Raw genomic sequence first — 13,405 nt, forward strand, 5'->3', positions numbered from 1 at the left:
AATAACTATAATAATTATTATCCTTTAACAGAGCCGAGTAACATCCCTTTAACAAAGTATTTCTGTGCAAAAGGATAAATAATTAACACAGGGATACTTGAGACGACAATTAAGGAGTACTGCATAAGATTTGCTAATTGTTGTCGTTTTTGCTGTTCAGCTATATCCATATTAGCTCCTGACTCAGTCTGAGTAATTAAAATTTCTCTTAATTCTAACTGTAACGGGAACAAATCTTCTGTTCTTAAAAAGATCATCGCATCGAAATAGCTATTCCATTGAAATACAGCATACATTAGAGCAAGTACTGCTATAATCGGCTTCGATAATGGTATAACCACGTGCCAAAGAAATTCTATACTACTGCATCCATCCATTTCACTAGCTTCAACCAACTCTTCTGGAATACTTGTATAGAAAAATGTCCTTGCAATAATTATTTGCCAAACTGCCATCGCCTTAGGTATAAGAATTGCCCAAGGTGTATCTAACATTCCTAATTGCTGGACAACTAAATACTCGGGAATTAACCCTCCATAAAAAAGCATTGTAAGTATAATAAAAATCATAAAGAAAGTCTTACCATAAAAGTTTTTTCTAGAAAGTGGATAAGCAAAAATTACGGTTAAGAATACAGCAATCAATGTATATCCAATCGTATAAAGGATTGAGTTTCTAAAGCCTCTAATAACATCTGAATTATTAAATACTTCTATATATCCCTCAAGAGAAAAATCGACCGGCCATAACCAGACTTGTCCGGAAGTTACAGCTTCAGGACTGCTAATTGAAGCGCTGACAATATAAACAAGCGGATAAAGTATCACAATCATCAATACACTTAGGAATATATAAATTAACGTTAAAAATACTCGATCATTATAGGACTCTTTTATTGTTCCATTTTTACTGCTCATAGTCGTTTACTCCTCTCTACCATAATCCATTACCTGAAACTTCTTTGCTATTGCGTTGACTATAAACAATAGGATTAAGTTAATAATTGAATTAAACAATCCTACAGCTGTAGCAAAACTAAAATCAGCATTGATAATCCCCCCATCTTATACACATAGGTTTGTAAAATCTCAGAAGTACCCAAATTTAAAGGATTTTGTAATAAATATACTTTTTCGAACCCTATCGCCATTAAATTACCCACACTTAAAATTAAAATGATTACGATAGTTGGCATTATTGATGGAATATCAACATTCCAAATTTTTTGTAACCTAGAAGCACCGTCAATTTTAGCTGCCTCATATTGCTGTTTATCCACCCCAGCAAGTGCTGCTAAATAAATAATGGCTGAATAGCCGGTGATTTGCCAAGCATCTGACCAGACAAATATGGATCTGAACATTTCTGCTTGTCCTAGGAAATTAACTGCATCAAGTCCTACAGCTTCCATCAAATTGTTCACTATTCCTGTCCTTGGTGATAGCATCAATATAATCATAGAGACAATAACGACGGTGGAAATAAAGTACGGTGCATAAGTAAACATTTGTACAGATCGTTTAAAGATCCCATCCTTTATTTCATTTAAGGCTAATGCTAATAGTATTGGAAGTGGAAACGTTACAGCTAACTGAAAAAGACTTAGAAATAACGTATTTTTAATTAGATCCCATGCAACTGGGTTGTTAAAAAAATTCTCAAAATGCTTCCAACCTACCCAAGGACTATCTATAATACCTTGGACCACATTATAATCTTTAAATGCAATTAATGCGCCTAACATAGGTACATATTTAAAAATAATGAAATACAATATCGGCAATATCATAAGAATATATAATTGCCAATGCCTCTGAAAACTTCTTTTAGCGAGATGCCATTGTGTTACTTTTTTGATTTCCTTAGAACGATCAAGCGATTGATCAAGTGATTGATCCATTTCAGTTTTACCCCCCTTCTTAAAATTTTTTTAGTAAACGCTTACATAGAATTTATCATGTTTTTTAAAGGTCGCAAACAGACAACTAAATTTAATAGGTACAATATCGAAGAATTCAGCATTTTAAGTAAATAGTACATATTTAGCCTAAGGTACATACTGCGAAACCGCAGTAAGATGCCTTAATATACGGTTATCAAACATTTTTTATATGTTTTCAAAATAAAGAAAAAGCACCCATTCATTGAACAGATGCTTTTCTTTCAATATTATTCACTTGTCTTTCTAAATTGATTGGGTGTCATATTGTGAATCCGTTTAAAAGCTCGTCTAAACGAATGAGCACTATTATAACCTACTTGCTCTGCTATATCATTGATCGTTTTTGACGAATTTGTTAGCTTTGTCATCGCTTCTTCCATTCTTATTTTTTCTAAATATTCATACAAGTATTCTCCGGTTTCTTCTTTGAATATTTGTGAAATATACTTTTCTGGTCGTGAAAGATGCTCTGCAATCATATAAATAGTTAAATCTGTACAGGAAAAATGTTCATGTACATAGTCTTTTATAGCATTCACAATAGAATGGTTTGATTGCCTGCGATTTTTATTTACAAATTCACAATAAAGTTGAAGAACTTCAATTAATCTTCTTTCCATTCTCTGCATACCTTCATCAAAAGATATAGCCCTTAATTTTTGGCGCAAAGTTTCAGCGATTTGATCATTGCGAAACACATATTGATCCAACGCTTTGTAAAAAGTACCTTTTAACTCATTGATAAACTGTTCATGCATATCAGCTGATAAACTTCTGTTTCCCACATTCTCTTCTAAAAGCTCATAGACAATCCGTTCAGCTTCTAATCTTTCTCCTTCTTTCAAACTTTTTAATAATCGAAATTCATATTCTAACGGATAATGAAAGACTGTCGCCTCTTTCATCACATCATCATACCAATACAATCCTTGTTTTTCATTAGAAAAGCTAGCATAATCCATTGCGTGTTTTGCTTCATTATAAGATCGACTAATATCTGATAATGAGCGAAATGGGTGGCCAGTACCTACTTTCAATAATATCCGGTACTCATCTTGAAATAAATTTTGTAAAGATGAGAACATTTTTTCAATTTCTTCTTTTAATATTTTATCGTCCTCTTGATCTAAAAACAGATAGACTAACTTATCAGAATGAATAGTGGTCACGTAAAAATTATCAATTATTTTCATCGATTCCTGCTGTATAACAAGGCGGATTGCATTTAACTCCTGATAAATTTCGCTACTTGACATGTCTTCATAACCCTCTATTTTGAGAATAGAAACATAACCATGATCGCAAGATAAATTTACATTCGCTTGGTTCGCAAATTCGTGAAGATCACTATTTCTTTCCGTAATCTCACCAGCCAACAACTGTTTAAGAAAAGCATCCTTCAATAGTGGTTTTTGCTCTGTTAATTGCATTTGTAAATCTTTATTTCTAGAAATTAATTTCGAAATATTACCATGTAAAAAATCATAATCATTTTTAGCATCTGGATCCGCATATTCTTTTAATGTTTTAATGACATTGTTTATCGGACGACTGTTTCTATAAGCAAAAAATAAAGCGATAACCAGACCGATAATAAAGGTAATACCCGTAACTGTCCAGGTTATATACTTTATCGGAGCTGCTTCTTGAATTAATGTTTTATGTGGAATGCCCGCAACATACAACCAATCATTTTTCTCGGACTTTTCCGTAATCAGCATTGTCTTATCTTCCAAATATATTGGTCCTTCTTTATTTATAACTTTTTTCTTTGAGTGGATCAATTTTTGCTTCATCAATGCCTGTTGCAGTGATGAGTTGATGATTTTCATCTAATATAAATGCCCATCCATTAAACTGTTGCTCGACTCCCTCTATTAAATTATTAAGCAAATGATTTTTTATTGGTATAATAATGGATCCTTTATGATCCGTCACATCACTCATCGGTAGAGGCTGTACATATGTGATAACATTAGCCGATGCATCACCTTGCATATAAAGTTTACTAGGTATAATTTGTCTCTCATTATTCAGTATTGCTTCTTCCCATTCCAACATTGTCATATCTGGATAATTACCATTCTCATAAAAATGATAAGGGCGATAATACACTGATCCTGGAGTTACAATCAGTTCGGAATTTTTCAGATAAATATATAAATCTCCCAAGAATTCATTGGTTGTAGCATAAGAGGAAAGTTTATTATCCAATTGCATGAGAGTAGTGACAATCCGTTTTTTTTTCAAAAGCTTTTTTTTCAGTAAAATATTTAGGTCCCTGTCTAACGACAACTGCAGTACAAAACGGTCAATTTCGTCTAAACTTTGCTCTAGAATTTTTTTACTTTGATTTAGAACCTGTCGACTATTAATAGTTGCATACTTTTCAGCTGTATTTATAGAAACCTGATAAGATATAAAACCTGCAACCATTGGAATTATTAAAATCACAAGATATGAAATTAAAAATCTCCTAAATATTTTGGAGGATTCTAGGCGTTCCATAATGGTACCTCCTCAAAGAAATTCATTTTAAAGTATTACCGAACTTCTAACTTTCATCTATTGGAAAAGTTAATCCTGATCAATAGGCATTTATCTCTAATTTATTTAAGGTATGTATTTAGTTCAAGTTTTCTTTGATACTTAACATAAAGTGAGACTTCATTCAGCGAGAGTTAGCATCAGTTTTATTATCCACTTAACTTCTTTGCTTGTGTTCGATTCTTGAACTGGTACTAATTACAGCAGATTTCACGGTTATAGAATATTCAGTTTACATGATACAAATGGAAGCGATTTCATATATTTGCAGTGAAATTACAAATTCTATACAGGATTCCTATCTATCGGTTCAGATAGAAATCTCTTTTTCAATATCTTTTAGCATAGCGTTCTTTTTCACCGGTTACAACATGGAAATATGCTTATTTTTTTGCTCCTAAATAGAAAAAGAAGCTCTTCAATCAAAAATCTTGTATAAACTCCTACACAATAAATTTCAATTGCCTTCATGTACAGGCAACTGAAATTTATTACTTTAGAAAACTGTCACATTAAAAATTAACGCTTATCTGCTCACCAGTATAGGTTATTTCCTTCTGAGCCACATTCTCTCCCTCTCCGCTAATAATCGTCAGTACTATTCAGTCGACGTTTTCATACTAGGATAAGTACCTTGACGAGCTTCTATGACAAGATGATTATTTTCGTCCTCCCAATGAAGAGATATAGTGGAATATGCACCTTTTTCATAATTATAGTTATCTCCTTCATCATCATACCACAAGAAGCTTCCATCGTTCCCTTTATAAACATGTATTTCAACAGGAAGACTTGTACCTTCAGATGTATACTGAATAGTAGGCCCAATCGAAACTATAGAACCTGCTCGCACATATAGTGGCATCGTTTCAAGATCTGCATCTGCTGAAATGGTTTGCCCCCCCGGGAAGGGAGGCCGCAGACCCGTCGATGATTTTGTTTAAGGGAGAATATTATCTTTTCCCATCCATAACTACTGGATTCTTTAGCAATGACAATTTAACAGATTGGGAGTTTCATAAGCTAACAGATGTACCAGTGTAGACACAGTAAATCCATCACCACTTTGAAGTGCATAAAACTGATACTTATATACCCAATGTTGATAGGGTTAAATACATAACTTACACTAATTTCCTCCTCGTTTAAGCTCATCATTTAGACTTACTCATTTACTGAGAATCAAACAGCCACCTTCAAAATATCAGTGATACTTATAAAACCTCTATTGCAATCTGATAATGATAATATCCCTTACTAATACGGTATTCGGAATGTATATTTTTTGTCCAGCCATTATCTCCCCCTAAACCAGCATGCACACAATCCACATTCAAATAAATATAATTATCTTTTATCAGTTCATCCTCGTAATTGGCCTGATCACACGATGCAATCGAGTAATCATGAATATCAAAGTGAAATGGCACCGCACCTGTCACGCGTACACCATGATCTGTGTGATCTTTTACGGTAAGGTATCTCACATCCTCTTTTCCTCCACACTCTACTGGCTTGATATATGGTGTATACTGTTCAGCAACAGTACTATTATAGCAACCAATTCGTGCTGCTTCTTTTCTATCACTATAATTTTCAAAAGGTCCTCTTCCATACCAAGTAATTTGATTTTTATCTTCAGGTAATATAAAAGAAAGTCCAATCCTTGGAATTGTTTCACTTACACAATTATTGATTACAGTTTTATTAATCTCGATTCCTCTGCTGCCAATCCTATATTGCGTAGAAACAATCAATTTATCATTATTATAGGATACTTCAGTAAAAATAAATATTTGCGTATCCGTTACAGCAGTTTCTATACTATGAACATTGATTTTGAGTTCATTTAATTCTTCTGCTTTCCAACCAGATGCATAATTCATATTAGGCTCGTTTATTCCTTCATCAATTCCTGTTGTTGCCCTATAAAAATTATCACTACCTCCTATAAAGGTATCTTCTCCATTTAATACGACTTTAGTGAAGCTACACTTAGATTTATCAAAACAAACTTCTGTATTCTCCCCAATAATTAGAATTTCCTCAGCAGTTTCATTCATAGTTATTTTTGTATCAGTTATACATACTTTCTGACTTTTTAATGTTGACTGCTCTATAGGAAATTGATAAGTATAAATTTCATATCCAGCCTTTGCATAAGAGGAGTCCTCTCTCAAAGCCACCTTTATATTTACAAATGCTTCTCCCGAAACTTTTTCGGGATTAAATGGATACTCCAAAAGCTCTGATTGTCCTGGAAGAGTAAAATATTGTTTCATCTCTCCATTATCCATAATTTTTCCATCACACTGCAGTTCCCAAGTAATTCTAAGGTGACTTAAATCCTTATTTAGATAATTATTTTTGATAGTGTATCCACTTGGTCCAAGAGATGGGTGTATTTTTTTATACCAAATCACAACTGGTGACTGACCATTTTTCACCTCAAAAGCTGCGGGTTTCCAGCTTAAATCTGGGAACACTACCCCATTCAGGCACATATCTTCTACGGGATCAACTACCTCCTCGTTGAAAGCACCTCCATAAACATATCTTGTCGTTCCATCTTCGCTTTTCTGTACCAAAGCCTTATCTTGAAAATCCCATATAAATCCACCCTGAAAACGAGGGTACTTATCTACCAAATCCCAATACATTTTAAAGTTACCATTACTATTGCTTTTAGCATAAGCGTATTCACACATAATAAATGGTCTTAAATCCGAAGAGTCTGCCATCTTTTCTTCTATCCATTCTTTGGAAGGATACATTGGTGCTATAATATCAGTGATATTACTTCCTGGATTCATTGATTCATACTGGATATATCTTGTCTTATCATATTCTTTTATCCAACCATACATTGCTGCGTGATTAGCCCCAAAACCAGATTCATTTCCAAGAGACCAAATAATAACTGAAGGGTGGTTTTTATTACTAAGTACCATTCTTTGAGCACGTTCCAAATAAGCTGCCGCCCATTCAGGAGATGTACTTAACTGGCCACCATATCCATGTGTTTCAATATTAGCTTCATCCACAAGATAGATTCCCATTTCATCACATAAATCGTACCAATCATTGGTATGTGGATAATGACTATTTCGAACCGCATTGAAATTCAATTGTTTAATATGCTTAATCTGTTTTCTCATATATTCCTTAGATACGTATCTTCCAGTTTCAGGGCAAAATTCATGTAAATTCACACCACGAACGATTAATCTTTGTCCATTTATACAAAGCACACCGTCTTTACGAATTTCAACTTTACGGAAGCCAACCTTAGTGCTTTCAATATCTGTAACATTTCCTGCACCATCTATAGTTTCCATAACTAACGTATATAAATATGGATCTTCATCTGACCACAAATGTGGCTTCTCAACATTAATTGATGTGGAGGCTACAAACTTTGTCATAAGGTAAACACCACATTGCCCATAAGGAGGGCTTTGAAAAGCAGACACAATTTTCTTCTCAGCATCATAAAGGCTTAATTTTACATAACACTCTCCGTAACCTTTTACTGTATTGTTTGGTTGCAGCATTACCTTTAGATCAGCACTTTCATAATTATCTCTATTGAATATTGTTTCTACCTTATAATCAAAGATTCGTTGTTTTTCCTTAGCATATATTCTTACACCACGATGAATTCCAGATAAATGCCAATAATCCTGATCTTCCAGGTATGTTCCATCACAAAACTGAAGCACTTTTACTGCCAGTTCATTTGTTCCCGTTTTTATTGCACTCGTAATGTCAAAGGTAGCAGATAACTTACTATCTTGAGAATATCCTATTTCGATTCCGTTAATCCATATATAAAAACAGGATTCTATTCCACCTAATTCTATAAATACATCTTTTCCTTCATAATAATTAGGTACTTCAAAAGTAGTACGATAACACCCTGTAAGGTTTTTTTCCGGTACATATGGAGCATTTAACTCTACCTGTCCTTTTGCAATCCCTATCTCAAAATGAGAATCTGCTCCTTCACTCTGAAACGGATATAGCATATTGGTATATACTGGTTTCCCAAAGCCATGCAGTTCCCAGTTTGAAGGTACTGGTATTTCCTCCCAGCTAGAGTCATCATAATTTACACTTTCAAACCCTACCGGTGCTTCAAAAGGACTTTCTGCCAACTTGAATTTCCACATACCATTTAGGCTTTGTACATATTTTGAAATAGAACGATCACAACTGAGTGCCTGCTCAACTGTTTCATATGCTCCATATGGAGCATGCATTGGATACCTATTTTTTTGTGTTACATATTGATTTTCCCAGTCTCTGTTCATAGTAATCTCCTTCTTTACCAAATTTGCTGCAATTTTATCAACATTTTTTCCTATCTTGTAGTTATTATATAATCGGATTTGTTCATATTAAATGTTTAATTTGGGTTTTTTTTATCCATTTTGGTATAATTAAAATGAACCTAATATACAGACGCAATGTCGGTCAGAAAGGATCATTATGAAACCAGAATTAAAAAAAGACGTTATGTACCGTTGTATTGGTACGGATTTTACTAATGGTATATTAGCTTGTGGTTTTATGACAAAACCCATAAAGGAACAATCTCAATATAATTTTCTTATCGATTACTACAGTTGTTTCATACTGTTATCCGGAAGTGGCTTTTATTATACAACTGACAATAGGAAAATACCTATTGATGTTGGTGACTGCGTACAACGTATTCCTGGGGGGGTCCGTCACTCCACAGAGGTATTTCCTGACGGGAATTGGCTCGAGTTCTTTATCAGTTTTGGTCGTAGTACCTACGATTATTTATGCAGCCTGAATCTCCTTCCTATTGACACTCCTGTCAGGAGAGTTAAATATGATGACAGCTTAATGCATAGATTTACTAGGCTCTTCGAACAATTAAAAATTGCTGAGGATACTGAACTTCCATATTTGTCTCTGAAAGCACAGGAAATAGTTCTATCTACTCTTCAACCAATACAAAAATCCAGTTCCTCTAATTCTTTAAAAGAATTAATGGAACAAGGCTGTCTACTACTTTCGTCTGATATTAATACTACTATTTCTTTAGAAGAAGTTGCTGTTACACTAAATATGAGTTATGAAAATTTCAGAAAGCAATTCCGCAAGTTTTCAGGTACATCACCTGCTCAATATCGAATTAAGCAAAAAATGAAACATGCAAAACTTATGCTTCTATCTGGTATTTCAATTAAAGAAACTGCTGAGCTTGTTGGTTATAGTGATACCTATTCCTTTACTAAACAGTTTACGAAGACAGTAGGAATATCTCCTGGGCGATATAAGCAAGAAGAGCAATAATCAACCTGCATCGTTTTATTTTTCGATTTTCTTTGTGCTGATATTAATTGCCCCCCCTATATATAGGACTATCAACAAATCAAAACAAACGGAAACTAGGCTGTCTTCCCAGGGACTGAATCCTTTTGAAAAAAGAGAATAGATCCCTCAATTGGGACAACAAAATCTGAACCAGCTTGTTTGAGAATAGAAAAAACCGCTAAAACAAAATCTTAACGTGTTTAAGAGTGGGGTAAAAAAGAAGATATTCCAAACCTTATTGATACAGCTGTTCATGCAAATGGGTCGTTAATAACTCGGGGGGGCTATCACAATAAATTAAGATGGGTTATGAAAAAATATTTTTGGAAATGTTTCTGCAAGTTTCCCACTTTGGCTAACCACTCTAAATACTATATCAGCAATTGCTCCACCTAACTTACTGATAAAACAACCATATTTTTATATACTATTTTGCTATTTTGTTTAAACAGCGTTTCTACATACTGCAAGTTCATGTGTAATTTCTTTTTGTTTTTCTTCTGTTAAATCAAATTTCGATATAGCTAATAAACCTATAAAAAATATAGCTGGTACAAAACTCATTAAAATTCTTAAATCAAAGATTGTACCGCACCAAGAGTTTGAGTCACTAGAAGAAGCACGCATATGGGCAGCAAAATTTGTGCAGAGGTACGCCTATGGACACCAACAACACAGTGGGTTAAATTTCGTGACACCACACCAATGCTACCGGGAATATATTGAAATTTTGGTGAAGTGAAAGGAAGATAGACCAATCTTTTCTGAAGAGGCCAGCAAGCGAAGCGCAGTAGGTTTTTTTGTAAAGTAAATGCGATAACTTTCTTGACAAACACCGGTACATAATAAAAATTCAACTTTATTTTAAAAAACGCACTAACTTTTTTTAATAATAAACATTACATTTTAATATCAACATATAAGTTACACTATACTCCTATACGGCAATTACTATAATTATAATTGGGAGCTTTGCACTTGGATTGCCACCTTAAATCCCTTTAAATAAATTTTGCGCATTGCTCGTTATGCTATTTCTGTTCTCAAGATGTCAGAATAACTCAAAGTTAAACTTTGTAAATTAAAACCATTTTCCATAGAACTTTCAAAAGGAGACAAAAGTATTTCATTATAATTGTAATCATAATACTCGAGAAAACTAGTTAATATAGTAATTGTAATATATGAAGAGAGCTTTTACGTCGTTTCTAACATGTTTCATATTGTATAAACATATGCACTATATCCGTCAGAATCCCATATTCCGTAATCCTTCTTTTCTATAGGTATCGGAATTGGTCCTCCTGGTTGTAAGCATTTATTGTAAAGTGTCGATACAACTTCAATTTCCAAATCATTTTTACCGAAACGCACTAACCCAGTTTTATTCCTGACATCATACTTCTCTTCATCCACCAGAATACATTTTCAAAAGTTTGCCATATGCATTACCAGATTCACAAGCACATTCAAAAGAGTATCTTTTCTTCCTGCCTAAATGAACAGATGCTGCCACGGTCTTAAGATTATTAATATTTGGTCTACTATATGATTCATTCTCTGGTATCTCTACAAATAATCCGCAACGTTCTACTTCAAAAGGTTTATTATTTGTAACCTGATAGCGGATTGCTACTCCGATTCCTGCTAATATTAAACCTTCTTTAAGAAAAATACCACCTCCATTAATTTGTAACAATTTATTAGATGGTATTTCAAAAAAATTTCTATCTTGAATATTTTCTGTCATTAACACGTTTACATACACCTCCCCTCTATAATTCTAATATCTATAAAATACACTTATTTTCTATTCAAAAGCCTTGCAATGGACAATGTATCTGCTACCGATCTATTAAACAAAGAAAAGTATCTGTCTCCGAATAAACAGATACTTTTCTTTTATTAATTAAGTGTTTTTCGAAATTGATTCGGAGTCATATTGTGAACTCGTTTAAAGGCTCGTCTAAATGAGTGAGCACTGTTGTAACCAACTTGTTCTGCTATATCATTAATCGTTCTTGAAGAATTAGTTAGCAATGTCATCGCTTCTTCCATTCTTATTTTTTCTAAATATTCATATAAGTATTCTCCGGTTTCTTCTTTAAATATTTGTGAAATATACTTTTCTGGCCGTGATAGATGGTCTGAAATCATATAAACAGTTAACTCCGCACAAGAAAAATGTTCATGCACATAGTCTTTTATTGCATTCACAATAGAATGGTTTGATTGCTCCCGATTTCTATTAACAAATTCACAATGAAGCTGTAGAACTTCTATTAAACGTCCTTCAATTTCATTCATGCCTTCATCAAAAGATATAGCTCTTAATTTTTGGCTAAGAGTTTCAGCAGTGTTATCATTGCGAAAAACATACTGATCCAACGCTTTATAAAAGGTACCTTTTAACTCATTGATAAACTGTTCATGCATATCAGCCGATAAACTTCTATTTTCCACATTCTCTTCTAAAAGATCCTGGACAATCTGTTCAGCTTCTAATCTTTCTCCTTCTTTCAAGCTTTTTAATAAGCGAAATTCATATTCTAACGGATAATAGAAGACTGCTGTTTCTTTCATCACTGCATCATACCAATACATCCCCCCCTGCTTTTCATTAGAAAAAATCGCAAAATCTATCGCATGCTTTGCCTCATTATAAGATCGACTAATATCTGATAATGATTGAAATGGATGACCGATAGCTATTTTTAATAATACCCTGTACTCTTCTGTTAATATACTTTGTAAGGATGTGAACATTTTTTTGATCTTTTCTTGTAGGTCTTTTACATTCTCCTGATCAAGAAATATATATACTAGCTTGTCGGAATGAATATTTGTCACGTAATATTCATCACATAGATTCTTTGATTCCTGCTGTATAACAATTCGGATTGCATTTAACTCTTGATAAATTTCACTGCTTGACATATCCTCATAGCCTTCTACTTTTAAAATAGCAACGTAACCATTATTAGAGGATAAGTGGACATTTGCTTGGTTCGCAAATTCATGAAGATCACTATTTCTTTCAGTAATCTCACCAGCTAATAACTGCTTAAGAAAGGCATCCTTCAAGAGTGGTTTTTGCTCTGTTAATTGCATTTGTAAATCCGTATTCGTCGAAATTAACTTCGAAATATTTCCATGTAAAAAATCATATTCATTTTTAGCCTCTGGATCGGCATATTCTTTTAATGTTTTAATGATATTGGTTATTGGTCGACTGTTTCTATAAGCAAAAAACAGGGCTATAAACAGACCGATAATAAACGTAATACCAGTAACTGTCCAGGTTATATACTTTATGGTAGCTGCCTCCTGAATTAATGTTTTTTGTGGAATACCCGCAACATATAACCAATCATTCTTTTCCGATTTCTCAGTAATCAGCATTGTCTTATCTTCTAAATATATTGGTTCTTCATTATTTATAACTTTTTCTTTGAGTGGATCAATTTTTTCTTGATCAATGCCCGTTGCAGTGATGAGTTGATGATTTTCATCTAAGATAAATGCCCATCCATTAAACTGTTGTTCGACTCCTTCTATTAAATTATT

Annotated in this window: 11 protein-coding genes and 1 pseudogene; 2 read left to right on the forward strand and 10 right to left on the reverse strand. The window is 33.5% G+C overall.

Annotated features, from left to right (window positions below; genetic code table 11):
- Positions 1–17 precede the first annotated feature (17 nt).
- The 5 genes and pseudogenes from JCM21714_RS16775 to JCM21714_RS16795 form a co-directional block, all read right to left on the reverse strand.
- Positions 18–917, reverse strand: a complete 900-nt coding sequence (locus tag JCM21714_RS16775; protein ID WP_035726119.1) for a carbohydrate ABC transporter permease — start codon at positions 915–917, stop codon at positions 18–20.
- Between the two features lie 16 nt (positions 918–933).
- Positions 934–1,900: pseudogene (locus JCM21714_RS16780) on the reverse strand (ABC transporter permease).
- Between the two features lie 269 nt (positions 1,901–2,169).
- Positions 2,170–3,738 (reverse strand): helix-turn-helix domain-containing protein, encoded by a 1,569-nt coding sequence (locus JCM21714_RS16785; RefSeq protein WP_035726121.1) that lies wholly within the window; start codon positions 3,736–3,738, stop codon positions 2,170–2,172.
- Positions 3,695–4,450 (reverse strand): cache domain-containing protein, encoded by a 756-nt coding sequence (locus tag JCM21714_RS16790; RefSeq protein ID WP_035726125.1) that lies wholly within the window; start codon positions 4,448–4,450, stop codon positions 3,695–3,697. Before JCM21714_RS16790 ends, JCM21714_RS16785 begins: the two co-directional genes overlap by 44 nt.
- 637 nt (positions 4,451–5,087) lie before the next feature.
- Positions 5,088–5,354, reverse strand: coding sequence for a DUF5110 domain-containing protein (locus JCM21714_RS16795; protein ID WP_035726129.1), 267 nt, complete (start codon positions 5,352–5,354; stop codon positions 5,088–5,090).
- Between JCM21714_RS16795 and JCM21714_RS22455 the strand changes: the two genes are divergently transcribed.
- Positions 5,348–5,533, forward strand: a complete 186-nt coding sequence (locus JCM21714_RS22455; RefSeq protein WP_235183006.1) for a hypothetical protein — start codon at positions 5,348–5,350, stop codon at positions 5,531–5,533. The two genes, JCM21714_RS16795 and JCM21714_RS22455, sit on opposite strands and share 7 nt — an antisense overlap.
- Before the next feature lie 170 nt (positions 5,534–5,703).
- Here the strand turns inward: JCM21714_RS22455 and JCM21714_RS16800 are convergent, their stop codons facing one another.
- A complete protein-coding gene (locus tag JCM21714_RS16800; protein WP_035726132.1) occupies positions 5,704–8,802 on the reverse strand; it encodes a glycoside hydrolase family 2 TIM barrel-domain containing protein in 3,099 nt (1,032 codons plus the stop codon).
- A gap of 178 nt (positions 8,803–8,980) precedes the next feature.
- On the opposite strand from JCM21714_RS16800, the gene JCM21714_RS16805 reads away from it, so the two are divergent.
- Complete coding sequence (locus JCM21714_RS16805; RefSeq protein WP_035726135.1) at positions 8,981–9,817, forward strand: AraC family transcriptional regulator; 837 nt, start codon at positions 8,981–8,983, stop codon at positions 9,815–9,817.
- A gap of 465 nt (positions 9,818–10,282) precedes the next feature.
- Here JCM21714_RS16805 and JCM21714_RS22460 read toward each other — a convergent pair whose 3' ends face one another.
- The 4 genes from JCM21714_RS22460 to JCM21714_RS16825 form a co-directional block, all read right to left on the reverse strand.
- The gene (locus JCM21714_RS22460; protein ID WP_035726137.1) at positions 10,283–10,465 is read right to left on the reverse strand and encodes a hypothetical protein; all 183 of its coding nucleotides are present in this window, start codon (positions 10,463–10,465) and stop codon (positions 10,283–10,285) included.
- 591 nt (positions 10,466–11,056) lie between these two features.
- Positions 11,057–11,254 (reverse strand): hypothetical protein, encoded by a 198-nt coding sequence (locus JCM21714_RS16815; protein ID WP_035726145.1) that lies wholly within the window; start codon positions 11,252–11,254, stop codon positions 11,057–11,059.
- The gene (locus JCM21714_RS16820) at positions 11,247–11,594 is read right to left on the reverse strand and encodes a hypothetical protein (RefSeq protein WP_035726147.1); all 348 of its coding nucleotides are present in this window, start codon (positions 11,592–11,594) and stop codon (positions 11,247–11,249) included. The genes JCM21714_RS16815 and JCM21714_RS16820 overlap by 8 nt, the downstream gene beginning before the upstream one ends.
- A 149-nt stretch (positions 11,595–11,743) precedes the next feature.
- Positions 11,744–13,405 (reverse strand): helix-turn-helix domain-containing protein (locus JCM21714_RS16825; RefSeq protein ID WP_035726149.1); only part of this gene is annotated, 1,662 nt, incomplete at its 5' end.

Source organism: Gracilibacillus boraciitolerans JCM 21714 (genome assembly GCF_000521485.1).
GTDB lineage: Bacteria > Bacillota > Bacilli > Bacillales > Amphibacillaceae > Gracilibacillus > Gracilibacillus boraciitolerans.

What these genes read in the sequence shown, in the direction of transcription:
- JCM21714_RS16795 (WP_035726129.1), bottom strand. Translation starts at nt 5,354, where the DNA reads ATGCCACTATATGTGCGAGCAGGTTCTATAGTTTCGATTGGGCCTACT.
- JCM21714_RS16805 (WP_035726135.1), top strand. Translation starts at nt 8,981, where the DNA reads ATGAAACCAGAATTAAAAAAAGACGTTATGTACCGTTGTATTGGTACG.
- JCM21714_RS22460 (WP_035726137.1), bottom strand. Translation starts at nt 10,465, where the DNA reads ATGCGTGCTTCTTCTAGTGACTCAAACTCTTGGTGCGGTACAATCTTT.
- JCM21714_RS16790 (WP_035726125.1), bottom strand. Translation starts at nt 4,450, where the DNA reads ATGGAACGCCTAGAATCCTCCAAAATATTTAGGAGATTTTTAATTTCA.
- JCM21714_RS16785 (WP_035726121.1), bottom strand. Translation starts at nt 3,738, where the DNA reads ATGAAGCAAAAATTGATCCACTCAAAGAAAAAAGTTATAAATAAAGAA.
- JCM21714_RS16800 (WP_035726132.1), bottom strand. Translation starts at nt 8,802, where the DNA reads ATGAACAGAGACTGGGAAAATCAATATGTAACACAAAAAAATAGGTAT.
- JCM21714_RS16775 (WP_035726119.1), bottom strand. Translation starts at nt 917, where the DNA reads ATGAGCAGTAAAAATGGAACAATAAAAGAGTCCTATAATGATCGAGTA.